The organism is Shimia sp. NS0008-38b (assembly GCF_040370365.1).
Classification (GTDB): domain Bacteria; phylum Pseudomonadota; class Alphaproteobacteria; order Rhodobacterales; family Rhodobacteraceae; genus Shimia.
Map to the genome: position 1 here is coordinate 160,203 of NZ_BAABWQ010000002.1, position 24,212 is coordinate 184,414.

Sequence of the window (24,212 nt, forward strand, 5' to 3'; positions counted from 1 at the left end):
ACAGATCCTTAGAAGTTCACGATGGTTTGGATAACAATCGCGTTGGCGATATCGACAAAAAACGCCGAAACCAAGGGTAAAACGACAAAAGCGATGGGGGCTGGGCCATATCGTTTGGTCACAGCGGTCATGTTGGCAATAGCCGTAGGGGTTGCCCCCAGCGAAAACCCGGCAAACCCTGATGCCAGCACAGCCGCGTTGTAGTTCCTGCCCAGCATGTAAAATAGAACCCAAACGACCAAAGCTACGGCGGTCACAGTTTGCACACCAACGGTGACCAAAATTGCGGGACCTGCGCTGCTGAGCGTTGAGATGTCGAGTGTCATAAGAGAAATCGCCAGAAATATCCCCAACGCAAATTCAGAGATCACCGCCAGTGTGGGGGTCCGCGCCACAGGAGGCGCCTTAGGCAGGAAAACCGGGCGCAAATTGCTGGATACGATTGCAACGATCAGGCACGGCACAAAAAGCGGCAGCATTAGTCCTAGCTCTTCTAAAATCCCGTGCAGGATGTAACCGCCAATGATCGCGATGTGCAACGACAACATCACCCTCATAAGTGTGACGTGACTGATCTCCGTGACCTCATGTTCTTCTTCAAAGGGCACACCGACAACATCACCCTCCTCCGTCGACGTAGCTTTCAGGTCATTCTTTGCGATCAAGTATTTGGCAATTGGCCCTCCAACTAGCGACGCAGCGATCAACCCCAGCGTGGCCATGGCTACGCCAAGCTCCGGCGCTCCTGCTAGCCCAGTCATCGCAGCCACGTTTGGTGCCCATGCAATTGCCGTTCCATGGCCACCAATCAGCGAAGCTGAGCCGAGCAAAACCCCTGTCTTGGTCGGGAACCCAAAAACCACTGCTCCCGCCATACCAACGATATTTTGTACGATGATTGTCGCAAGCGTCAGAACAAGCAGAAGAGCAAGAATGCGCCCACCTGAAAAAAGGTCAGCAAGACGTGCATTGAGACCGATGCCAGCAAAGAATAGCACAAGAAAGTAGTCCCGTACCGCTGTTTCAAAACTCAGGCTCGTACCCGAAACAAATGTGTAGAGTGCAAACAGCGCAGCAGCAATCAGCCCGCCGGTGACAGGTTCCGGAATGTTGAATTCCCTCAAGAACCGAACTTTGCGGGTCATCTTTGCGCCCAACAAAAAGACCGCAAATCCTAGTGTTGCCGTCAACATATTTGGAACAACAAAAACCTCGGACATCTCAGATTACTCCGTGGGTCGCGATGGACATTCAGCGGGCAAAGGCTTGCCATCAAAGGCGATCTCGCCACAGTCATTGATTTCGTTCCACGCAAAACCACGCCCGTCCGGTAGAATGACCACGATGCGATCGATGCCGTAGAGCACATCTTTCTGCCCAAGAAACGCCAGCGCCTGCTGTGTTTGCAGCGCCGCACCAATCTCTTTTGCATCGAAACAGTCAAACCAGTCTGGTGCGTTGCGCGGTTCCGCCGTCTCCAATAACAAGTAGGTTTCGGTCAGCAATGCCGTACTCATCGAGGTGGTGAAACAGGCGCGATATCGAATGGGTGAGCTTTCGCTATCGATCGCCTCAAAGTTCTCATACAAAATCGGCTCCGGTGTTTCACTTACCAATAGAGTTAGCTGCACATCGTCGTTTTTGCCGGACGCCGGCACTGCGTCGTAGTACCCGTAAACCTGCAACCAATACATCGCGACACCGCCTACCAATGCTGTTAGCATGATCGCGCCTCCTAGTAGTTTTCCCGTCATACGAACGCCCTATCATATTCTTGCGCACCACTGATGTGATGGCTAAACAACATCCAAAAAATGGATTTACGAACTTTTTTTCTGAATTTCAAAATGGACACACCATGACAGACAATTTTGCGATCACCATGTTTGGCGCGCTTTTTGCCGTGATGAATCCCTTCGTGAACCTTCCGATTTTTCTTGGCCTGACCGAAGATCTTAGTCGTGCTCAGCAACGCAAAACAGCCTTGCAGATAACGATCTACACCATGGTAACCTGTGCCATTGTGGCCGTGGCCGGTAGCGCAATCCTGAACTTTTTTGGCATTACCGTGGATGCTTTTCGTGTGGCAGGCGGCCTGGTGCTGGCGCAAATCGGCTTTCACATGCTCAATGGCAAGACCAGCAGCTCGCATCACGGCACTGAATCGGAACAAGATCACCTTTCCAGCGCCGAAAGCATATCGTTTTACCCTATGACTTTCCCGATGCTGGTGGGGCCAGGAACCATGACCACTCTCATCCTCTACGCCCATCAGGCAACCGATGTCACAACTCGACTTACTTATTCCGCCTGTGTGGCTGCGGTGATCATGTCGCTCGCCGTAACTTTCTTTTTCGCTGGTGATATTGGACGTTACCTGTCCGCAACCGCACGCACCATAATGTCTCGTTTGATGGGCATGATCCTGATTGCCATTTCTATCGGCATGATCTCGGAAGGCGCAAAAGCCCTGTTGCCCGGCCTCGCCTAGCGATGTGTTCAAGCGGCAAAGCCCCCGGCATCCGTTTGGACAAAAGCATCCGCACATTGCTTGGCAAGCGCCCTAACGCGACCAATATAAGCCTGACGCTCCGTCACAGAAATCACACCACGTGCATCAAGTAAGTTGAACAGATGTGAGGCTTTGATGCACTGATCGTAAGCTGGGTGCACCATAATGATTCGCTTACCTGTTTTCGGGTCAACATGCTCTTGAGCGAGAATACCCGCACATTCAGCCTCAGCCTCTTCGAATTGTTTTAGCAACACATCTGTATTGGCGACGTCAAAATTCCAGCGACTGTATTCCTGCTCGGTCTGCTTGAACACGTCGCCGTAAGTCAGAGAGATTTCGGTCTGTGGATCATTGAATGGCATATCCATCACGTGATCGACACCAAGCACATACATAGCCAACCGCTCCAGACCATATGTCAGTTCACCAGACACCGGGTGACAATCATGTCCACCGACCTGCTGGAAATATGTAAACTGGCTAACCTCCATGCCATCACACCAAACTTCCCAACCAAGACCCCATGCACCCAGAGTTGGGCTTTCCCAATCATCCTCAACAAAGCGGATGTCATGCATCTCCATATCGATGCCTATGGCCTGCAGTGAGCCAAGATAGAGGTCTTGCAGGTTGGGAGGGCTGGGTTTGATCACAACTTGGTACTGATAGTAGTGCTGTAACCTATTCGGATTCTCGCCATAGCGCCCGTCGGTTGGACGACGCGACGGCTGCACATAGGCTGCAGCCCAAGATTTGGACCCCAACGAGCGCAAAGTGGTGGCCGGATGGAAAGTCCCCGCGCCCACCTCCATGTCATAAGGTTGCATGATCGCACAGCCTTTTTCGGCCCAATAATTTTGAAGGCGAAGAATGATCTCTTGGAAGCTGCGCGGTTTGCGGTCGCTATATGCCATGGTAAATACCCTTTGGAAACGCGGGTATTGCTTATGCGCAACCCGTCACGGGGTCAATTGCACGTGTACGCAAAATTAGGGTGCAACATATCGCCAACCTGCTAAATAGGGCAAACAATTAACAACGTCACGAGTTTCAGGGACCACTACCAACATGTTGCGCACTATTTTGTCGTTGATTGCCGCCTGTATTTTCAGCGTCACATCTGCTCTTGCACAAAACTCTCAAGATGAGATCGTTTGGGTGCAACTCGAAGCTCAACCCAGCCTACAAGACGCAAGCGACAATTTGCGTGGCTACGCCCAACGCATGGCCGATGTAAACGGCTTCGCTCTGGGTGGTGGCTGGTATGCGATTGCACTTGGCCCTTACAGACGCGAAGACGCAGAAAATGTTCTGCGTGTGTATCGCTCCGAAGGTCTGATCCCGATCGACAGCTATCTGGCAAGCGCGAGAGAATACCGCAGCCAATTCTGGCCGGTAGGTGCAAACTTACTGACCAATCCCGAAGGTGTCTTGCCCGGCACAACACCAGAGGATCAAACCAATGTGGTAATTGTTGAGACGGAAACAGAGAACGCAGTGCCCGCACCTGTGCCACAGGCGCCGGACGAAACCGTTCGCGAAGCGCGCGCCAGTGAAGGGCGCCTCACGCGCGCTGAAAAAATGAAACTGCAAGAGTGGCTGAAATGGGCAGGTTATTATGACGCCGCGATCGACGGCTCATTTGGCCGCGGCACCCGCGGCTCCATGTCGACATGGCAGTCAGACAACGGTTTTGATGTCACTGGTGTTCTGACCACGCTTCAACGCGAAACACTTCGACAACAGTATTTTGCGGTACTCGAAGGCATGGACCTAAAGTTGGTGACTGATCTGGATGCAGGCATTGAGATGCAGGTTCCACTTGGCGTCGTCGCCAAATCCTCCACCGAATACCCTTTTGTTCGCTATGAGGCCACGGGCTCCACCGCCGCACAGGTGCTTATGATCAGTCAAACAGGCGACCAAAACACACTTTTTGGCCTTTACGATATAATGCAAACCTTAGAGATCGTACCTCTGAACGGTGCTCGTGAACGCAAGAGCTCAAGCTTCATGCTGACTGGCGATGATGGGAAAATTGTGAGCCATACCGAAGTGTCCCTAAAAGACGGCCAAATTAAGGGCTTTACACTGGTGTGGCCCGCACGTGACGAAGAACGCCGCACCAGAATATTGGGAGAAATGCAATCCAGCTTCACCCGTATCGACGGCATTCTAGACCCGACAGCTGGCAGCGACGTCGCACAGCAAATTGACCTGATCGCAGGCTTGCAGATTCGCCAACCGAAACACTCACGTTCTGGGTTCTTCATCGACCGAAAAGGCAATGTTCTCACCTCAGCCAAAGCTGTTCGAAGCTGTGAGAAAGTCACCATTGAAGAAGACTATGACGTCAATGTCGCAGTTGTGGATGACACACTTGGCGTCGCAATCCTAACACCAACCACGCCACTCGCGCCCGTCGATGTGGCAACATTGCGTAGTGGAGCACCTCGTATTCAATCGGACATCGCTGTGGCAGGTTACTCTTTTCAGGGTGCGCTCGGCGCTCCCACAGTCACCTTTGGGACGCTTGCAGATGTCAAGGGATTGCGTGGCGAGCGCGAATTGGCACGCTTAGCACTTCAGGTTGAGTCAGGAGACTGGGGCGGGCCGGTGTTTGACGCCGGTGGCGCGGTATTTGGCATGCTGCTTCCACGCAACACGCAAGCCGCTCAACAGCTGCCAGCTGACGTCAACTTTGCCGTCAATGCCGACGCGCTGCGGACACTGCTGGAGCAAGAAGGGATTCGTGCAAACCTCTCCAACGACGAACCTACAGTAGCGCCTGAAGATCTCGCGAAACACGCCTCTGAAATCACAGTCCTTGTAAGCTGTTGGTAGTGGGCCTCGCATGAACGAAAAGAGAGGGCGGCCCGAATGGTGCCGCCCGTTTTTTTTGCATAACTATTTAGTCTTTAAACATGGAGGCGGTCATGTGGATAAGGGTCGGTTTATCATTGGAAAATGCCTATGTTAGTGCGGATTGTAGTTCAGAAAAGCTGTTAGGCTTTACCGCCAAACATCCATAGCTCTGCGCGAGCTTACAGAAATCAGGATTCAGAGCGGTCACTGCATTTGGGGCAATCTGGCTCTCGACCATACAATCCTCGATCTCCTTAAGTTTATGGTTGTCCCAAAGCAAGATCGGGATGGGCAGTTTCATCTCAACTGCTGTACCCAGTTCCTGCACCGTGTACTGAAAACCATAGTCTCCGGCGATACAAACCGTCGGCTTGCCCCTTCGTCCCATCGCCCCACCAATTGACGCCGGCAAAGCATAGCCAAGCGTTCCGAATCCACTTGGGTGATGCCAATAGCCAGACCACGGCATCTGCCAAACCTCATTGGCCACATACGCAAACTGGGTCATGTCGGAGAAAATCATGGCCTCCTCCGGCATAACTTCGGCCAACGCATCACAAACTTCAATGATCCCCGGTCTTTCTGCGTCCGTTTCAGCTCGGAAACGGTTTTTGGTCGCCGCAATTTCGTCCTCATCCCACTTTGCTACAGCTGTTACCCCGGGAATGTCTTGCAACATAGCCAACAGAAACTCCAAACCATCCGCTTGCACCGCGATGTCTGCGCGATGCCGGTCAACAAGCACTTCCGGATCAATGTCCACGCGCACCAATCGGCCACCATTGCCCAGCTCGTCCCGCCACAAATCACACTCGCTCAGCTCTGTACCAATCGCAATCACAAGGTCACTTTCCTGCAAAATGCGCTTGCTCTCCGGGCGGCCTAGGTATGTCCCAAAACTGAGAGGATCATCTGCCGCCAGAAGACCACGCCCTGCATAGGTCATGAATGCCGCCGCCCCAGTTCTACGCACGATATCGCGCACATATACTTCGTTTGGCGGCACACTGCCGTCATCTTTGAGTGTGACCAGACCGCCACCAAAAATGAACACCGGTTTTTGGGAATTCTCTAACTGATAAGCAACTTCGCGCGCGATGTGATCTGCACCTGAACATCCATAGGAACTCTCCGAAACGTCTTTGCGTTTCGGTGCCGCCGATGCCATGCCCCCCAAAACGCCAATGGGTACCTGAATATGTTTTGGGCGCGCTCGTTTGCACTTAAACTCTGTGAATGCCCGGTCAATCAGACCATATGCCGTTTGTGCGTCACGCGCTTCCTCGGACCAGTCGCACACCGCCGCTGCGGCCGCGCGTTGATCTCGCATTTGGTGTAACTGCCCACGATGCCCCACCGTTTCATCTAGGCAACTCGACAATGTCAAAACGGAAACGCTGTCTGAATAGGCCTGCCCTAGCGGTGTCATGATGTTGCAAAGTCCGGGTCCGGTAATCACATAAGCCACGCCAGGCCTCCCCGTGGCACGTGCATAGCCGTCCGCCATAAACCCGGCTCCTTGCTCATGACGCGCTAGAACATGCGTGATACCTGCCTCTTCAATCCCACGATACATTTCCACATTGTGAACACCAGGAATACCAAAAATAACATCGACGCCGCGTGCTTTCAGCATGTGCAAAATCTGCGCCCCAAGAGGACGCATTTCCTGTTCCATAGCCACCGCTAGGCCCTCCAGAATTGAACTGTAAAGAGTACGTAGACCGCCAAAAGCTCCAATCGGCCAATCAGCATACCTACCGCCAAGAGCCATTTGGCCGTGTCGTTCAGTGTAGAAAAATTTCCTGCTGGGCCGATCGTCTCGCCAAGTCCCGGTCCGATATTGGCCAATGCCGCGGCCGCGCCGGACAGGGCTGTTGTGAAATCCAAGCCCGTCATACCCAGCAGAACTGCAAGCCCGCCCAAAGACACCGTGAAGAACACAAAAAAGCTCATCACCGAGCTCAACACATCGTCATCGATTGTGCGGCCCTGATATGTTGGTGTGAAAACGCCGCTTGGGTGTTGGATTTTACGGATCTGCGATCTGATCGTAGCAAACAACAGTTGATAGCGGAAAATCTTGATCGAACACGCTGTGGATCCCGCACAACCGCCTATAAGTCCGGCAAAAAACAAAACCGAAACTGGAAAACCACCCCATTGCATGTAGTCGGCGCTCGCGTAGCCAGTGCCAGTTACAATAGAGGTGGCGTTGAACAAAACTTTGCGGAAACCAGCTTCGCTGCCCAATCCATTGGTCAACACCTGCCAACTGGTCACCATGATAACAATCACCAGAACAGTCAAAAGAAACGCACGAATTTGTGTATCCTGCAATAAAGGGCGTGCCGTGCCTGCCGTCAGCTGTACAAATCGAACAAATGGCAGAGCTGCCAGGATCATGAACATGACAGCTACATATTCCGTACCAGCTGTAAATGCACCGAAGGAGACATCGTAGTTCGCAAAGCCTCCGGTTGCGATTGTTGTCATCGCATGTACCGTTGCATCAAACGCGCCCATCCCTGTGATCACATAGGCCAGCGCGCACATCGCGGTAAGCGACACGTAAATCACAGAAATTCGGCTACTGATTTCGGTCGCCCGAGGCAAAATTTTACCAAACGTATCAAACCCTTCGGATCGAAAAATCTGCATCCCACCAACGCGCAGTTCAGGCAAAAAAACCATTGCAACGACAATGATACCAATACCGCCCAACCACTGAAGCAAACCGCGCCACAACAACATACCGCGTGGCAACGACTCCAGGTCGGAGAAAACTGTAGAGCCAGTTGTTGTCAGTCCGCTCATGGCTTCAAAGAAAGCATCGACCAGACGAGCCTCTGTTGCCCCCAAAAGAAACGGGAGAGCGCCAAACATCGGCAGCGCCAACCACACACCAGTGGTCAACAAGAACGTCTGCTGCAATGACAGCCCTTCACCGCGCCGGTTGTGGCATGACAAGGACACAAGCCCTCCAGCTACGCACGTGACGAGTCCGCTGACGAAGAAAGCCTCCCAATGAGAATTGCCATCAACCAAATCCAGCGCCATGGGCACAAACATCGTCGCGCCCAACATCGCCACTAGTAGGCCAATGACATATCCAACTGGTCTCAGGTCAAACATGGCCGAAGCGTTGGCGTTTGCCTAAGCCAGTGTCAAGCAGATTGGCGACCAATGGAAACCGCTTTTCCGAACCCGGATAGACGCTTGAGTGAACTTCGCGTCGGTATCCACTTCGGGACCCACCGTTTCATCCCACGTGGAACAACGTCGTAAACAGTTTCGGATCAAGACTTTCGGAAGCAAACAAAGGACCATCTGTCAAAACTGACACAGCGTCGTGGCTGTGCAAACTTTCCTGATGACTGGCGATCACTCGAAAATCGCCAATGCGTGGATCAGCTTTCAGTTTTTCGCAGAACAAGCGCGCCGCATCTTCTACGAAAATTGGATTGGCGGCATTTAACTCGGCAAAGGCTTGCTCGTCTTCGCGCTTAACCATCACTTGTGTTTCCGTAGCCACCGCTGAACGTGCCAAATCTATCAAGTCTTCGAACCAAAGCTTTGGTTGGTCTACGACCTGCACCGAAATGCGCGCTACTGAGCGCTGAGAATGCGGCGTTGCCAACTGACCGCGTGACATACGCGCGTGCTCGCTCAATTCAAGTGAGCATGGGCAGGTAGAAGAGTATACATAATCTAAGTGCATGATTTTCTGCATCACGTCACCTTGCAGTACCTTCTCCAATGCGATGTCATAGTATTGAAATCCTTCAAGACCCGAGCGGAGAGATTGAATCTTCATCGGGTAGGAAAAGCGCATCTGCAATCGAGCATCAAAGGTCTCAAGATCGGTGATGTAATCAGCGAGCGCGGCTTCCATCACGCTGAAGCTGAATGTTTTCTCAGCGTGCTTGTAAAAAGACCGCATGATCCGGGACATGTTGATGCCTTTTTTGTCAGCTTCGAGACTGACAGTACCCGTGACACTGGTTTCCAAGCTTATGTCGCCATTTTCTCTCGTATGAAAACGAATCGGCAATCTAAAGTTGGAGATACCAACATGTTGGATTTGTTGTTTTTCACCTTTGATCAGGCTGGAAGGACCATTTTGGAGATCAGGCAAGGTGGCGCGATAGTCTGCGGATGCTTCAAATCCGTCTGGATACTCTCTAGACAGCGATGGATAGTTGCCAAGTGGTTGATCTGGAAGCAAACGTGATATCGCAGGATCGAGCTCTGCAACCTCTGTTACCGAAGCCGTACTAGCCCAAACGCGCAGCTGCGCCAGTGCGTCCTCCGCGTCCTGCCGGGTCACAGTTCCGTCGGTGCCAGAAGTTTGAATATTCATAAGCCAAGCGCCTTTGAGTCCTGTCGCCGTTTTAACTTAGTTGTTCGGGCGAATAATTGCTAATTATCGATCAACTATACGCTTAAAGCGACGTTCTGGTTCACAATTCCCGGTGAACATCGAAAAGCGGCGCAAAGTTTCCCCCGCGCCGCTTTGGTCATTTCATCGGGTTCGGTTTAACTCTGCGCGACAACCAGAGCTGCTGATATATCCGCAATGAGATCATCGGTATCTTCCAACCCGACCGAGAAACGCACAAGCCCTGGAGTGATACCCAATTCTTGCTTTTGAGCGTCGGGCAAACGTTGATGTGTGGTGGTTGCCGGATGTGTTGCGATGGACTTTGCATCTCCCAAGTTGTTAGAAATCACCGCAATCTGAAGCGCGTTCAAAAATTTGAATGCAGCGTCTTGTCCGCCCTTGATATCCAACGATAAAACGGTCCCCCCCTTGCCACCAAGTTGCTTGCGCACCAATGGTGCCTGCGCATGAGAACTCAATCCAGGGTAAATTGTGCGCGCCAAAGCATCATGTCCCTCAAGAACTTCAGCGATCGCCAAGGCACTCTCGGCCTGAGCATGCACACGCAAATCAATGGTTTCCAAACCCTTTAACATCACCCAAGCATTAAAAGGGCTCATACTGCCGCCAGTGTGTTTCATGTACGGTTCGACCGTTTTACGAATGAACTCTTTGGTGCCGAGGATCACGCCACCCAGCGCACGCCCTTGCCCGTCAATGTGCTTGGTCGCGGAGTAGATCACAACATCTGCACCCTGAGTGATGGCTTCACTGAAGACAGGCGTTGAGAACACATTGTCGACCACAACCGTTGCACCAACTTCGTGCGCGATCTTCGCCACAGCGGCGACATTGATCACTTCAAGCGTTGGATTGGACATGCTTTCAAAGAAAACTGCCTTCGTGTCGGGTCGCATTGCCGCCTTCCAGGCCGCCAGGTCGGTGCCGTCCACAAAGGTGACTTCGACACCAAATCGCCCCAGAACGTCTTCAAGAATGTATAGGCATGAGCCAAACAACGCCTTGGCCGACACAACGTGATCGCCTGATTTAAGCATGGAGGTCAAAGCGCCGCTGACGGCGGCCATACCACTGGCTGTGGCAAAAGCATCTTCCGCGCCTTCGAGTGCGGCAATGCGCTCTTCAAACATTGCCACGGTCGGATTGCCGTAGCGTGCATAGATAAACTCGTCTGGACCGGTCTCAAGAAATCGCGCTTCAGCTTGTTCAGCACTATCGTAGACAAACCCCTGTGTGAGGAAGATCGCTTCACTCACCTCGTTGTACTGGCTGCGTCGAGTACCGCCGTGCACCAATTTAGTGCGTTTGTTCCAATCACTCATCTCGTCATCTCTCCCAGGCCTACCTTCAACGGCCCAAATAAAAAGCCCCGTTCCGGCCAAGCGGAAGGGGCTCCTTCGTCCTGACCTCTTTAGCGGCATGTTTAACGTGGCCCGCAATCCGGTAACAAATCGCCACGCCAGCGAGGTACGCCCGGCGGCCTAAAAGGTCAAGTCCGTTACCAAGCTGTAACGCTCGTTTTACGCAATCTGCACACTTTACCTTTAGTGTGGTTTTCAAGGTGAACTGGAGAGCAGAGATGGCGCTCATACGGATCAACGCAGTCAATCGTCAACCGGTTCTCCACAGGACCGAGAAGGGACTTACTGCATCTCTTCAAAACGCACTTCAATGTGACGGTCCGATCACAGTGATGTTACATGGCTACAAGTTCACCCCTCGCGACCCAGCACATTGCCCCCACAGACACATCTTCGCTCCGCATGACGTTGCGTGCCCCAAAGGCGTCAGCTGGCCGCAAAGGATGGGTTTTCTGTCGGGTCGCACTGACGGTGGTTTGGGGGTCGCTTTTGGTTGGAATGCGCGCGGCACATTGAAACAAGCGCTACGTTCTGCAGTCCGAGCGGCCCACGCCCTCGCGCGACTGATCCGCATTTTGCGCGAATTGGCACCAGACCGACCTGTTCATTTGATTGCCCATTCGATGGGTGGCTATGTGGCTCTCAAAGCGTTGCGCCATCTGAAGGCCGGCGATGTTGGCCGCATATTGCTCTTGAACGGAACAGTCTTTCGCCCCAGTGCTGCGGCTGCGCTGCGGACCGACGCCGGTCGTGCGGCAGAACTGTACAACATTACCAGCACAGAAAACGCAGTTTTTGACCTCGGCTTTGAATGGTTGTTAGGCCATTCCGCAGCCCACGATCGCACTCTGGGCCGCGGTTTCTCTGCCTCAAATGCGGTCACCTTGTTGCTACACGACCGCGCAAGTTTGGCACAGCTTGCGGCAATGGGCTTCAACATCGGCCCACCACGGCATTGGTTCTGTCATTGGTCTACGTATCTGCGGCCTGGCGCGATGGAATTTTATGGCGCACTGATGCGAGAGCCATTGCGGCTGCCTCTCGCTACATTGCAAGCGCAACTCGCAAACTCAGCACAAAACAAAGCCACTGGCTTAGCACTCCCCGGCGGCTCTTGCAGCACAGCCTGATTTGCGCATCATGTGAGGGAACTGGATCAGGAGCCCTCATGCCCGAAGCACCCATTGAGCTATATTATTGGCCCACACCCAACGGCTGGAAAATATCCATCGCTTTAGAAGAAATGCAGCTGCCGTACACAACGCACCTGATCGACATTGGAAAAGGCGATCAATTTGCAGAAAATTTTCTGAAAATTGCGCCAAATAACCGCATGCCCGCAATTGTTGATCCCAACGGGCCCGGCAAGTCACCCGTCAGCCTATTTGAAAGTGGTGCGATCCTTATGTATCTGTCGCGCAAAACCGGTCAGTTCATGGGCTCGACAACGCGTGATCAAATTGCTGTGGAAGAATGGCTGATGTGGCAAATGGGCGGGCTAGGTCCCATGGCTGGCCAAACCCACCATTTCCTAAAATACGCCCCAGAAGACATCGCTTACGCCAAAGACCGCTACCGCACAGAGACCGCACGCCTTTACGGCGTGTTGGATCGGCGCCTTGCGCAAACCGAATACGTCGCGGGGAACTTTTACTCCATCGCAGATATTTCCATTTGGGGATGGGCATCTCTGTGGGAAGGGCAAGGACAAACCTTAGACGATAAACCTCATATGGCGCGGTGGCTCAAAACACTTTGGGATCGCCCTGCACTTAAACGGGGCCGCTCACTGCATGCACATCTGCGCGCTGATCGCTCCGACTCCTGGCTGCAAGCCGATCTCCCACCCAATTCCTAGAGTCGCCCCGACTGGTCTAAGGAGAACTGAGCTGAAGCGGGGCTCTCTCTAGTCAGCCCGCTCAGTTCTTAGGATTATCGTCTTCGATGGCGTAGTCTTGAAAGATCTTGCCTTGCGTCATGAAGAAAATGAACACGGCCGCTGTCAGACCAAATGTCTTGAAGTAGACCCACGTGTCCGTCGTTTGTGTGCGCCAGATAATCTCGTTGAGTACCGCCAATCCAAGGAAGAAAAAGGTGAGCCGCTTTGTGAGCAACATCCAGCCTTCTTCCCGCAACGGCATCATCTCCTCCATAACAAACTTCAAATAGCTCTGCCCACGCCACAAACCAATGCCTAACGCGCCGCCAAACAACAGATAAATCATGGTTGGTTTCATCTTGAAGAACCGCTCATCGTTCAACCACACCGATAGACCGCCAAACACCACAACCAAAATCAGCGTCGCGATCTGCATCTTGCTGACCTTGCCCGTGAGCCTCCACAAGATTAAGGTCGTGAGGACAAGAAGCGGTACGAAACCAGCCGTTGCCACAATGAAGCCGTCATAACTGGTACCTGCGATGTCAAAACTCTGATCACGGATGCGCAGGTAAGCGATAAAGAACACAACGATTGGACCCAACTCCAAAGCCATTTTGAGCATGGGATTGATCTTCTTTTCAGTCATCGCGCATTCCTTTTATCTTCCCAACTCCACTATCACAGCGCCCGCAGCAATCAATGCCATCAATGCGATCCGACGTGGGCCAACTGTTTCTTTCAGTACCAACCAACCAATAAGTGCGGCGAAAACCGGCGAAGTTTCTCGCAACACCGCCGCTTCCCCGACGTTCCCCAATCGCGTGGCCAACATAACAGAGCCAAAGCTGGCAAAAGCCACCAATCCACCTACGAACCCACGCGTCATAAGCGGGCCTAAAGCAGGTGGCTTCGACATCGCGCGCCAGCGAAGCATTGCGATGACTGGAAACACAAGTCCATCAATGAAAAAGAACCATGCCAAGAAAGTGAATGGATCTGCGGTCGCGCGAATTCCATAGGCATCGTAGGTGGTATAGAGCGCAACAAAGAAGCCAGTGAACACCGCGATCACCATGGCCGATACCAAAGTGTCACGACCCTCAGTCATAAAAAGCATATTGTATGCTGCGAGGCCCAAGATACCTGACATCAAAACAGCCACACCGAACCATTGCAAGCCACTGAAGGTTTCCCCGAATATGAGGTACGCGCCAATCACCGCGAAAAAGGGGCCCGTACCGCGCACCACAGGATACACGACGGTAAATGAGCCCTTTGTATAAGCCCAGCTTTGTAGAAGTTTGTACCCAACATGGATGACAAACGCGCCTGCAAAAATGGGCCACATGTGCGGCTCAGGCCAAGGCACCACAAACAACGCGAAGGGTGCGGCCATGACTCCATAGCTAAAGTCGATGGCTCCGCGCGACAGCCATGGATCGTGCCGTCCCTTTTGAAGAGCTCCGAAAACCGCGTGTAAGAAAGCGGCTGAAAGCGCAAGGATCAGGGCAAGCTGATGCCCGGCATCTGTGCCCTCAAGCGATGTCAGCCACGCGCTCATAAACCGCGGCTTTGAATTTGGCGACACAAATCGTCGGTCACCAGAAGTCGCACAGCGAAGTTACACAACGCACAAAAAATCAGGATTTCCCCATGCCGATCAGCGCCGTAGCAAATTCTTCGGGGTCAAATGCTTGCAGGTCATCAATCTGTTCACCAACGCCAATCGCATGGATGGGAAGCCCAAACTTGTCGGCCAAAGAAACCAAGATGCCACCTTTGGCCGTGCCATCCAATTTTGTCATTACCAAGCCACTCACATCGGCGAGTTTCTGAAAGGTCTCGACTTGATTGATCGCGTTTTGACCTGTTGTAGCATCCAAAACCAACAGAGTGTTGTGTGGCGCGTCCGGATCTTTCTTACGGATCACCCGCACAATTTTGGAAAGCTCTTCCATCAAATCTTGTCGATTTTGCAACCGACCGGCCGTATCAATCATCAGAAGGTCTGCACCATTTGCCTCAGCTTGGCTCATCGCATCAAAAGCCAGGCTGGCGGGATCAGAGCCCTCAGGTGCAGTCAATACCGGCACCCCTGCCCGATCCCCCCAGACTTGAAGTTGCTCGACAGCCGCCGCACGAAAGGTGTCTCCAGCGGCAATCACCACCGATTTTCCTGCGCCTTTGAACTGGCTGGCCAGTTTGCCAATCGTCGTGGTTTTGCCAGCCCCATTTACACCGACGATCAACACAACCTGTGGCTTAGATGGGTAAAGCGGCAGTGGCCGCGCAACCGTTTCCATGATGCGTGCAACTTCGCCTGCCAAGAGGCCTTTGATTTCATCTGTAGAGACCCGTTTCCCCATGCGCCCTTCAGCGATATTGGCAGTCACCCGCAAGGCCGTATCAACGCCCATGTCGGAGGCAATCAACAGCTCTTCAAGTTGCTCCAACATGTCGTCATCTAAAACGCGCTTGACGACCGCCTCACTTGCCTGGCCCGTCAAGCGCGATAGCAACCCAGGTTTAGACGCCGGAGGCTGCACCTCTGGTTCGGTATGTGTTGCTGCAGGTACAGCAGCCTCAACTGTTTCTGTTGCAGTGATCGGCGCAGTTTCGGAGACCGGTTCGGTTTCACCGCCATCTTCTATGATGGCATCCAATCCTTCTTCCAATTTGGTGGAAGACTTGAACAACCGGTCCTTGAGCTTAGAAAAAAACGCCATTGTGGCCTCCGAACATGTTGCCACTCAGTTAGTCCTAATTGACAGAATTTAAAAGAGCGGCGTGTACCAGCCAACACCGGACACAATCAAAAACTGACCAACAAAGTACAAACACCAAAGCGCGATTGAAACCAGCCTCTGTTGCGGTGCATCCGCCGCCATACGAAACAGTTGCATCGCCAACAGCGTATCAGACGCCATGAACATCAAAGCCCCCGTCACCACAAGCGCATTTGATGAGACCCCCAAAGCTGTCGCCCCCATCAATGAAATCAGCACCACATAGACACGCACCGGCCACTTCAAACGACCGGTGTACGGACGCAACCAGAACTCAGTGGATAGGGCAAACACTGCTAAGCTGATCAGGATTACAGGATCAGCCAATGCACCGTCGGAACGCTGCCAAAAAAACAGCGCGTAAACGATATGTGCCAATGCAAATGAAACCAATCCCGCTAAAAATGCCCTTTCGCCGTTGCGAGACAAGGCAAAGTCGCCAAATGCTGAAAGGACGAGAGCAAGCACCACAGCGCCGGATCCAAAACTAATAGCAACCGCTACCGCAAAAGCAGACATAGGAATTAATTTGACGATTGTTTTTAGTGGGCTTGCAGAGCGATGGCAAAAGAAGACCGCATAGGCCAACCCCGCGATAAATCCGAAAATTAAGATGCCCAAGCGAATGCCTTGGCGCAGGGCGATTTCTTCGACAATGCTCATAGTTCCCTCTTTGGTTTTCCGGCATCTCAACAGCCTGGTGTCTACCAAACTAAGTGATATACGCACAGAGGGCCTATAAGCCGGATTCTGTCTCCTGAGTTACCTCAGGTAGATGACCATTCATCTAGGGCGCCTGTTACCAGACGCCTCCAGCTGCCAACCCGGACCTGCTCGGGGCAAGACACCCCTGTGCTTGCGCACGCGCGATCCCTATTTGGCATTGCTCCTGGTGGGGCTTGCCGTGCCGCTTCTGTTGCCAGCCGCGCGGTGGGCTCTTACCCCACCGTTTCACCTTTACCCCGATGAATCGGGGCAGTCTGTTCTCTGTGGCGCTTTCCCTCGGGTTGCCCCGGCCGGGCGTTACCCGGCACCATTGTCTTGTGGAGTCCGGACTTTCCTCGCGGGCTTACGCCCCCGCGGCCATCCAGCCCTCTGTGCAAGCGGACGTTTAGGGGGTTGCATGGGTGCCGTCAATTGCTGAGCCACGCGCGCACCGCGTCCAAACGCGGCACGCAGTACGTTTTAGCTCGGAAGCAGCGAGTCTAGGAGCTCTGTGCCAAACGCACTGCGATACGTGCATCTTCAGCGTCAATAGGACCGGTCGCCCAAGGACGAAATCGGGCCCGAAATGCCTCCAAACAATTTGGGTGGGTGACGTCATAACCAAAGCGTGCAGCCGCCTCAGCCCAGTCCCCTGTCGCAGGCGCCTCGTCAGGCCAAACCGCTAAACCCTGTTGCGCAAGACGGCGCCAATCAAATCGTGGCCCTGGGTCAATTTTGCGACCCGGTGACATATCCGAATGCCCAATCACGCATTTTGGTGACAAGCCCCAGCGCGTCATCATTTCCGGCAACAAACGCTCAAGCGCACTCATCTGTGCTTCAGCAAAAGGATGATCACCACGGTTTGAGAGTTCGATGCCAAGACTGCGCGAATTGACGTCGTTGTATCCTTTCCACTGCCCAACACCTGCGTGCCAAGCGCGTTTCTCCTCAGCCACAAGCTGGGTAATGTGACCAAGTTCACAAATCACATAGTGAGCCGAAACTTCCGCCTTGGGGTTGCACAACCAATCAATCGCGGCCTGCGCGCTGTCCATGGCGGTGTAGTGGATTAAAATCAGCGTAGGTCGCAACCCGTCACGCCGATCACCAAAGTTGGGGGACGGACGCTGTGTGATCTCAGGCAAGTTTCCCAAGTGTTATTGCCCAGCAGCCTTACGAAACGGGCTGGGATCCCATTGACAAGCATAGCCATCGCCGTCCGGGTCAACGCCTAAGCGGTCGTTCTTTGGGCCACCTTTTTCAAGAAAGGCAAGCTGTGCTGCCTCATCACTGCCCAAGCGGGCACAGGCTTTGTCAAAACGCGCAGCACCGCCAAGACCAAGACGGTTATACATTTTGGTCCCACGCGGATGGTTGGTTTGCAAAGCATAAGCGACAATGTTGGGGCCTTGCGTACCGGTACGTTTGGGCACTGCTGTAGGCTCTATCACCGTATAACTTGCCTTGTTTTGCGCGCGCCTCGCAGCATCGGCCTCAATTGAGCGACGTTCACCGACTGCGGCGAAGTCATTCTCATCCGAAATCCCCGGATTGGAAAAGACTTGCGGTGCTGGATTTGAAGGGCTCGCCTCAAGCGGCAACACACCGGAATTCACTGAAGCCGCTGACAGCGCGGCAGAGGTTTCCTGAGCAATGGCGGACGCCTCACTGTTCACAGAAGAGTTCGCAATGCCGGTCTGTGTTGGAGGGGACGCCGCCGCCGTAGTCACCAAAGGAGTTGCGGCCACATCTGGTGCAGCTTGGACCTGAACCCGAGCGACCTGCGGCGCTTCAGGAATGGTTTCTTGGGACACGGCCAGAGGGGAAGGTATCGGGCTGCTACTGTTTGCCGTTCCCACCTGCGCACGAGCCTCTGGAGAGAGGTTCGCATTGTCAAATCCTACACCCGCCGCGCTGTCTGGAATGCGCGGCTGGCATGCTGTCAGCGCCACAAGGGCGCAGAGTGCACCAAATGTCCGTATCATGTTCTGCTCTGCCTGCTTTGTGCTTAGCAGCAGCTTTACCACCATTTACCTGGTTTGGCCACAAATCCGGCGGCCTGCTCCAATGCATAAGCGGTGTTCAGCAGATCACCTTCTTCCCATGGGCGTCCTATCAACTGAAGACCCAATGGCAGACCTTGGGCATTCAAACCTGTTGGAACAGCCACGCCCGGCAATCCAGCAAGGTTTACGGTCACCGTGAACACATCATTGAGGTACATTTGGATTGGGTCCGCATCCGACATTTCACCGAGACCAAAGGCCGCAGAGGGTGTGGCAGGGGTAAGGATAGCATCGACGCCTTGCGCAAAGACATTCTCGAAATCTTGCTTGATCAAGGTCCGAACACGACGGGCACGGTTATAGTAGGCATCATAAAAACCTGCGGACAACACATAGGTGCCCACCATCACACGGCGTTGTACTTCGTGACCAAAACCTTCAGCCCGAGTCTTTTCGTACATCTCTGTGATGCCGTCACCCGCCGCCAATGTCGCGCGGTGGCCGTAGCGTACGCCGTCATAGCGCGCGAGGTTAGACGAGGCTTCTGCCGGCGCGATAACGTAGTAGGCTGGCAATGCATATTTGGTATGCGGCAAAGAGATGTCGACGATTTCCGCCCCTGCGGCTTTGAGCATCTCAATACCGTCAGCCCAGAGTTTCTCGATCTCAGCAGGCATACCATCAATGCGGTACTCGTTTGGAATGCCAATTTTTTTTCCGCGAATGTCACCGGTCAGCATCGCTTCAAAGTTCGGCACAGCAAGTTCAACGGAGGTGCTGTCCTTGGCGTCGTACCCACACATTGTTTCCAACATGATGGCGGCATCGCGCACGTCTTTGGTCATCGGCCCTGCCTGATCAAGCGAGCTGGCAAATGCAACTACACCCCAACGGGAACACCGACCATAGGTTGGTTTGATGCCTGTGATACCTGTGAAGGCGGCAGGCTGACGGATCGAGCCGCCGGTGTCTGTGCCGGTCGCCGCAAGACAGAGATCTGCCGCAACAGCTGACGCCGATCCGCCAGACGATCCGCCGGGCGTCAGTGCGGCCTCATCATTGCCGCGACGCCACGGGTTCACCGCATTGCCGTACACGGAAGTCTCGTTGGAAGAACCCATTGCGAATTCATCCATGTTGAGTTTGCCCAACATAACGGCGCCCGCGTCTTGGAGCTGCTGCGAGACCGTGGACTCATATTCTGGTTTAAAGCCTTCAAGAATGCCGCTCGCCGCTTGGCTGGCCACGCCTTTGGTACAAAACAGGTCTTTGATGCCAATCGGCAGGCCACACATATCCGGCGCATCGCCCTCAGCAATCCGCGCATCCGCAGCCTTGGCGCGCTCCAGAGCGATCTCAGGTGTTTTATGAACAAAAGCGTTCAGAGCGTCTGCGTCGTCAATCGCTTTTAAGAACGCCTGGGTCAACTCCACAGAGCTGACATCACCCTCGCGCAGCTTATCACGGGCTTCCGCTAAGGTAAGTTTGGTCAATTCGGTCATATCGGTCGCCTCTCTTTGGGGCAAAAACTCAGGTTTGAAGGATCAACGGGCGAGGCCGGATCACTCCACCACTTTGGGCACGGCGAAGAAGCCTTCGCGGGCATCCGGGGCGTTTTTCAGGATTTTGCTCTGCTGATCCCCATCGGTTACCACGTCCTCGCGACGTTTCAGACGCATGGCGGTCACAGAAACCATCGGTTCCACACCTTCGACATCCACTTCGTTGAGTTGTTCGATGAAGCCAAGCACAGCATTGAACTCCTGCGCCAACGCGGGCAGGGCCTCGTCTTCAACCTTGATCCGGGCCAGTTTGGCCACTTTGGCGGCAGTGCTTTCATCAATCGACATGGGCAAGACTCTTTCGTTGCAGATGTGCCATCAGCCTTTAGCGCGCAGGCCGCAGCGGTGCAAGCGCTTGCCCGGTCTGCGGTGACAGGAACCGCGCACCGATACCAATAATCAAGCATGCTCTTACGTGCCTTGAGAACGGTTCGACGCCTTGCCTTACGCTTTGATTGTCTCAGATGGCTGCACAAAGAAAAAAATAGCAGCGTGGCGCCAATCGCCCAAAGCCACGTCAGCGACCAAGAGTACCGGTTTGCTGCACACATACCGAGCACGACTGGCCCCGCGTCTGGCACTGCAGCCCGGCGCATTGCATACGATTGAAATAGGAAACGACCCAGAAAACCGAAGCCAGCACTTCACAAGAGCCATCACCGGTTTGGGCTGATCCATCACATTTTCTCAAATCGGCTTCTAATGGGGCTATGGCGTGCTAGTCTTTAAGGAAACGAAGGGAGTGACAGTATGAAAATCATCTGGCTTGGGCACGGTTCGTTTCGCATTGAGACCGGCGAGCTCGTGTTACTTATAGACCCCTGGCTGACTGGCAACCCAATGCTGCGTGAAGATCAACATGCTGCTGCCGTGTCCGGCGCAACGCATCTCATCCTGACCCACGCGCATTTTGACCACGTGGCCGACATACTGCCTTTGGCGCGCAAAATGTCCTGCCCGATTGTGGGCCAATACGACCTCATGTCTTATTGGAGTGAATACGAGAACCAAGATACGGTTGGCTTCAACAAAGGCGGAACCGTACACTTGGGGGATAGCGTATCCCTTAGCATGGTACCTGCTTCGCACAGCTCGACCTTTGGAACAGCGGATGGCCCCAAAGCCGCAGGTTCCGAGGTCGGCTACATGCTAAAAGCAGAAGGTCACACGATCTACATCTCCGGTGACACCGATATCATGGCTGATATGGAGTGGATGGGTGACTTCTACAAACCCGACGTTGGCATCCTATCCGCGGGCGGACACTTCACTATGGACATGACGGCTGCAGCCTATGCAGCGAAACGCTACTTTGACTTCAAGAGCCTCATTCCTTGCCACTACAGAACATTTCCGATTCTCGAACAAACCGCAGAGGCCCTGCGCGTTGGCTTGCCTGATGTCGACATCATTGAACCCGAAGTGTTGCGGGCAATCGTCATTTGAACGCAGGCGCATTAACCTCTGGAAGGGCCGCGACGTTCAGCAAAAAATATCTTGAGCAAAGATTCAGCTTCTTCGGCCGCCAATCCATCGTAAATTTCCGGCACATGGTGGCTTTGCGGGTGCGAAAACACCTTTGGTCCTTGCGCGACACCGCCTGACTTTGGATCTGACGCTCCATAGTAAACCCGCGCAATCCGAGCTTGGCTAATCGCACTTGCACACATCGGGCACGGCTCCAGCGTGACGTACAGATCGCACCCAATCAAACGCTCACTCCCGACAGCCACACAGGCCCCGCGTATCGCCAGAATTTCTGCATGTGCTGTGGGATCATGGTCTCCCTTTGTGCGATTTCCAGATGACGCCAAAACTTGACCATCCGGTCCAACAACAACCGCACCAACCGGCACTTCGCCCCGTTCAGCCGCCGCCCGCGCTTCGGCCAACGCAAGGTCCATATGGGATTTAAATTGCATTCCTTATGGTGTGCCCCGTCGCGCCCCCTTTCGCAATCCCCGTTTCGCGGTTAAACGAGGGCATGACACAAAAGCCACCAGCCTCCCGCCGCACCTCTGCCAAGGCGTCCGCAAAACCGTTCGCAAAAGCACGCCCAACCAAAGACCGCGCCAAAGGCGGTTCCAAGCCAGGGCCCAAAACGACTGCGAAGCCAACCACGGCACAAACGGCGCGCGAAGGCGGCCGGATCGCCAAGGTTTTGGCACGCGCGGGTGTAGCGTCTCGCCGCGACGCAGAGCGGATGATCGAAGCCGGGCGTGTAAGCGTAAATGGGGAAAAACTAAGCAGTCCTGCACTGAATGTAACTGAAAAAGACCGCATCACGGTTGACGGGAAAGTTATTGGTTCTCCCGACGCAGAACGACTTTGGCTCTATCACAAACCGACCGGGCTCGTGACCACAAACCGTGATGAAAAAGGCCGCGAGACAATTTTCGACAAACTGCCCGATACATTACCACGCGTCATGACAGTAGGAAGATTGGACCTCAATTCTGAGGGCCTGCTGCTTTTGACAAACGACGGCGGCGTCAAACGACAGCTTGAACTTCCCAGCACCGGATGGCTACGCAAGTATCGCGTGCGCATCAATGGCCGTCCAACCGAAGAGACCTTTGCGCCCTTGCGCAAAGGCATCGTCGTGGACGGTGAGCGGTTTCAACCAATGGACATCTCTCTGGATCGTCAACAAGGTGCAAATGCTTGGGTAACCGTAGGTCTGCGCGAAGGCAAAAATCGAGAAATTCGCCGTGCGGTGGAGGCCGTTGGCCTAACTGTAAACCGCCTGATCCGCACATCATATGGACCGTTTCAACTTGGCCAGTTGAAACCGGGCGAAGTGGAAGAAGTGCGGCGTCGGGTGGTACGAGACCAACTTGGCTTAGACGGTGCCGTTGAGCCAGAAACACGCCGTCAGCCTGTGCGGCGTCGCAAATAGACCAAAAAATGTCCTGCGCAGAAGACTGGCTCTTCCGTAAGAGCCCGCTCGCTTCCTGCACCGCTCTAGGATCAGCAGAGCCCATGCGGTGGCCTGCAAGCCACTGCATGTAGTTTCTAGAACCGCGCAATCCGCAAAAAAGCGCCGTTTTCGAACGAATGAGACAAACAGAAAGAACTTCCCCCTAGCCTTTAAGAGGCAGAGTTCATAGATTTCTCTGTAACTTAGCGCGGGGTGGAGCGTTCATGTCTTCAAGTGGTTTGCAACGGTTGGCTTTTGGCCTGCTTGTCATATTTATCTTCTATGTCGCAGCCACAGGGGGCGCTTGATGGCACAGCGATTTGGTGGGAAATTCAGCCCGGACACAGAGTCTGCACAGGCCTCAAATTCTGAAGGGTTCAAAGGGGCACGACGCAGCCGCGTCGGCGGCCGCGTAAACCTCTTATTTCTTGCCCCCTTGCCGCTCATATGGAGGGCATTCTCGTCTGAACCTCTTGTGATGGCGCAATATTTAGTAGCACTCGGTGCACTTTTACTGGCCGCATGGATGACTCGCGAGGGGCTGTTTGCCGAAGAAGCTTATAGCGCCCGCAAAGTCGCTCGCCGCCCGGCCCTTCCACGTAAAATTCTTGGCTCGGGACTCACCGCTATCGGGCTGGGTTTGGCTGGTATTGCTGGTCACGGACCGATGGAGGCAATCATTTTCGCCCTACTCGGCGGAGCCCTTCACAGCTTCTCTTTTGGTCTAGACCCACTACAGAACAAGGGCATGGACGGCATTAACAGTCATCAATCCGATCGCGTCGCACGCGCCGTAGAAGAAGCAGAAGACCACCTGCGTGCCATGCGCAATGCCATCGAACGTGCCGGGGATCGCACCTTAGAGCGCCGGGTAGATGCGTTTCAAACAACCGCACGTGACTTGTTCCGAACGGTCGAAGAAGACCCGCGCGATTTGACAGCTGCTCGTCGCTACCTTGGTGTCTATTTGCTTGGCGCCAAGGACGCGACAGTTAAGTTCGCCGACCTCTATGCCCGCACTCAAGATGCAAAAGCGCGTGACGACTACCAAGCTCTGCTAGATGATCTGGAACAGAATTTTGCTGCCCGCACCCAAAAACTGCTTTTGGATGACCGAGGTGATATGAATATCGAAATTGACGTGTTGCGCGAGCGTTTGGAGCGTGAAGGTATGTCGCGAGACGACGCGTAAAACATAACGA

23 protein-coding genes, 1 other RNA gene and 1 riboswitch are annotated in these 24,212 nt (G+C 53.8%); of the genes, 7 read left to right on the forward strand and 17 right to left on the reverse strand.

What is annotated here, in order from left to right; all coding sequences use genetic code 11:
- Positions 1 to 8 precede the first annotated feature (8 nt).
- Both gltS and ABWV47_RS06815 read right to left on the reverse strand, forming a co-directional pair.
- The gene (gltS, locus tag ABWV47_RS06810; protein WP_353309978.1) at positions 9 to 1,220 is read right to left on the reverse strand and encodes a sodium/glutamate symporter; all 1,212 of its coding nucleotides are present in this window, start codon (positions 1,218 to 1,220) and stop codon (positions 9 to 11) included.
- Between the two features lie 6 nt (positions 1,221 to 1,226).
- Positions 1,227 to 1,754: a DUF6446 family protein gene (locus tag ABWV47_RS06815; RefSeq protein ID WP_353309980.1), complete on the reverse strand. Its 528-nt coding sequence runs from the start codon at positions 1,752 to 1,754 to the stop codon at positions 1,227 to 1,229.
- Positions 1,755 to 1,774: 20 nt separating this feature from the next.
- Here ABWV47_RS06815 and ABWV47_RS06820 point away from each other — a divergent pair, with 20 nt between their 5' ends.
- Positions 1,775 to 2,491, forward strand: a complete 717-nt coding sequence (locus ABWV47_RS06820; RefSeq protein ID WP_353309983.1) for a MarC family protein — start codon at positions 1,775 to 1,777, stop codon at positions 2,489 to 2,491.
- An 8-nt stretch (positions 2,492 to 2,499) separates the two neighbouring features.
- Here ABWV47_RS06820 and ABWV47_RS06825 read toward each other — a convergent pair whose 3' ends face one another.
- The gene (locus ABWV47_RS06825; RefSeq protein ID WP_353309985.1) at positions 2,500 to 3,429 is read right to left on the reverse strand and encodes a glycine--tRNA ligase subunit alpha; all 930 of its coding nucleotides are present in this window, start codon (positions 3,427 to 3,429) and stop codon (positions 2,500 to 2,502) included.
- Positions 3,430 to 3,583: 154 nt separating this feature from the next.
- On the opposite strand from ABWV47_RS06825, the gene ABWV47_RS06830 reads away from it, so the two are divergent.
- Entirely contained in the window at positions 3,584 to 5,359 is a 1,776-nt protein-coding gene (locus ABWV47_RS06830; protein ID WP_353309987.1) for a trypsin-like peptidase domain-containing protein, read from the forward strand.
- Positions 5,360 to 5,486: 127 nt separating this feature from the next.
- Here the strand turns inward: ABWV47_RS06830 and ABWV47_RS06835 are convergent, their stop codons facing one another.
- The 4 genes from ABWV47_RS06835 to metZ form a co-directional block, all read right to left on the reverse strand.
- The gene (locus ABWV47_RS06835) at positions 5,487 to 7,058 is read right to left on the reverse strand and encodes a thiamine pyrophosphate-binding protein (RefSeq protein WP_353309990.1); all 1,572 of its coding nucleotides are present in this window, start codon (positions 7,056 to 7,058) and stop codon (positions 5,487 to 5,489) included.
- A gap of 8 nt (positions 7,059 to 7,066) precedes the next feature.
- A complete protein-coding gene (locus ABWV47_RS06840; RefSeq protein ID WP_353309993.1) occupies positions 7,067 to 8,515 on the reverse strand; it encodes a TrkH family potassium uptake protein in 1,449 nt (482 codons plus the stop codon).
- Positions 8,516 to 8,642: 127 nt separating this feature from the next.
- Positions 8,643 to 9,743 carry a GTP cyclohydrolase FolE2 gene (folE2, locus tag ABWV47_RS06845; protein WP_353309995.1) on the reverse strand — a complete coding sequence of 367 codons (1,101 nt, stop codon included), beginning with the start codon at positions 9,741 to 9,743 and terminating at the stop codon, positions 8,643 to 8,645.
- 176 nt (positions 9,744 to 9,919) lie between these two features.
- On the reverse strand, positions 9,920 to 11,107 hold the full coding sequence (gene metZ / locus ABWV47_RS06850) for an O-succinylhomoserine sulfhydrylase (protein ID WP_353309998.1): 1,188 nt from the start codon (positions 11,105 to 11,107) through the stop codon (positions 9,920 to 9,922).
- A gap of 68 nt (positions 11,108 to 11,175) precedes the next feature.
- A riboswitch (SAM riboswitch) is annotated at positions 11,176 to 11,253 on the reverse strand.
- 225 nt (positions 11,254 to 11,478) lie between these two features.
- On the opposite strand from metZ, the gene ABWV47_RS06855 reads away from it, so the two are divergent.
- On the forward strand, positions 11,479 to 12,276 hold the full coding sequence (locus ABWV47_RS06855; RefSeq protein WP_353312042.1) for an alpha/beta fold hydrolase: 798 nt from the start codon (positions 11,479 to 11,481) through the stop codon (positions 12,274 to 12,276).
- A 38-nt stretch (positions 12,277 to 12,314) separates the two neighbouring features.
- Entirely contained in the window at positions 12,315 to 13,004 is a 690-nt protein-coding gene (locus ABWV47_RS06860; protein WP_353310001.1) for a glutathione S-transferase N-terminal domain-containing protein, read from the forward strand.
- Between the two features lie 61 nt (positions 13,005 to 13,065).
- Here the strand turns inward: ABWV47_RS06860 and ABWV47_RS06865 are convergent, their stop codons facing one another.
- The 9 genes from ABWV47_RS06865 to gatC form a co-directional block, all read right to left on the reverse strand.
- A complete protein-coding gene (locus ABWV47_RS06865; RefSeq protein ID WP_353310004.1) occupies positions 13,066 to 13,674 on the reverse strand; it encodes an inner membrane-spanning protein YciB in 609 nt (202 codons plus the stop codon).
- A gap of 12 nt (positions 13,675 to 13,686) precedes the next feature.
- Complete coding sequence (locus ABWV47_RS06870; protein ID WP_353310007.1) at positions 13,687 to 14,589, reverse strand: EamA family transporter; 903 nt, start codon at positions 14,587 to 14,589, stop codon at positions 13,687 to 13,689.
- Positions 14,590 to 14,668: 79 nt separating this feature from the next.
- A complete protein-coding gene (gene ftsY, locus ABWV47_RS06875) occupies positions 14,669 to 15,754 on the reverse strand; it encodes a signal recognition particle-docking protein FtsY (RefSeq protein ID WP_353310009.1) in 1,086 nt (361 codons plus the stop codon).
- Positions 15,755 to 15,802: 48 nt separating this feature from the next.
- Positions 15,803 to 16,477, reverse strand: a complete 675-nt coding sequence (locus ABWV47_RS06880; protein ID WP_353310012.1) for a lysoplasmalogenase — start codon at positions 16,475 to 16,477, stop codon at positions 15,803 to 15,805.
- Positions 16,478 to 16,537: 60 nt separating this feature from the next.
- Positions 16,538 to 16,913, reverse strand: an RNA gene (gene rnpB, locus ABWV47_RS06885) — RNase P RNA component class A.
- Positions 16,914 to 17,019: 106 nt separating this feature from the next.
- Positions 17,020 to 17,667, reverse strand: a complete 648-nt coding sequence (locus ABWV47_RS06890) for an N-acetylmuramoyl-L-alanine amidase (protein ID WP_353310014.1) — start codon at positions 17,665 to 17,667, stop codon at positions 17,020 to 17,022.
- 12 nt (positions 17,668 to 17,679) lie between these two features.
- The gene (locus ABWV47_RS06895) at positions 17,680 to 18,507 is read right to left on the reverse strand and encodes a RodZ family helix-turn-helix domain-containing protein (protein WP_353310017.1); all 828 of its coding nucleotides are present in this window, start codon (positions 18,505 to 18,507) and stop codon (positions 17,680 to 17,682) included.
- Positions 18,508 to 18,542: 35 nt separating this feature from the next.
- Positions 18,543 to 20,030, reverse strand: a complete 1,488-nt coding sequence (gene gatA / locus ABWV47_RS06900) for an Asp-tRNA(Asn)/Glu-tRNA(Gln) amidotransferase subunit GatA (RefSeq protein ID WP_353310020.1) — start codon at positions 20,028 to 20,030, stop codon at positions 18,543 to 18,545.
- A 60-nt stretch (positions 20,031 to 20,090) separates the two neighbouring features.
- Entirely contained in the window at positions 20,091 to 20,378 is a 288-nt protein-coding gene (gene gatC / locus ABWV47_RS06905; RefSeq protein ID WP_353310023.1) for an Asp-tRNA(Asn)/Glu-tRNA(Gln) amidotransferase subunit GatC, read from the reverse strand.
- 462 nt (positions 20,379 to 20,840) lie between these two features.
- Here gatC and ABWV47_RS06910 point away from each other — a divergent pair, with 462 nt between their 5' ends.
- Complete coding sequence (locus tag ABWV47_RS06910) at positions 20,841 to 21,536, forward strand: metal-dependent hydrolase (protein WP_353310026.1); 696 nt, start codon at positions 20,841 to 20,843, stop codon at positions 21,534 to 21,536.
- 11 nt (positions 21,537 to 21,547) lie between these two features.
- On the opposite strand, the gene ABWV47_RS06915 is transcribed toward ABWV47_RS06910, so the two are convergent.
- Entirely contained in the window at positions 21,548 to 22,012 is a 465-nt protein-coding gene (locus ABWV47_RS06915; RefSeq protein WP_353310029.1) for a nucleoside deaminase, read from the reverse strand.
- Between the two features lie 62 nt (positions 22,013 to 22,074).
- On the opposite strand from ABWV47_RS06915, the gene ABWV47_RS06920 reads away from it, so the two are divergent.
- Both ABWV47_RS06920 and ABWV47_RS06925 read left to right on the forward strand, forming a co-directional pair.
- Positions 22,075 to 22,989 (forward strand): pseudouridine synthase, encoded by a 915-nt coding sequence (locus ABWV47_RS06920; RefSeq protein WP_353310032.1) that lies wholly within the window; start codon positions 22,075 to 22,077, stop codon positions 22,987 to 22,989.
- A 328-nt stretch (positions 22,990 to 23,317) separates the two neighbouring features.
- Entirely contained in the window at positions 23,318 to 24,202 is an 885-nt protein-coding gene (locus ABWV47_RS06925) for a 5-bromo-4-chloroindolyl phosphate hydrolysis family protein (protein WP_353310035.1), read from the forward strand.
- The last annotated feature ends 10 nt before the right edge of the window (positions 24,203 to 24,212 follow it).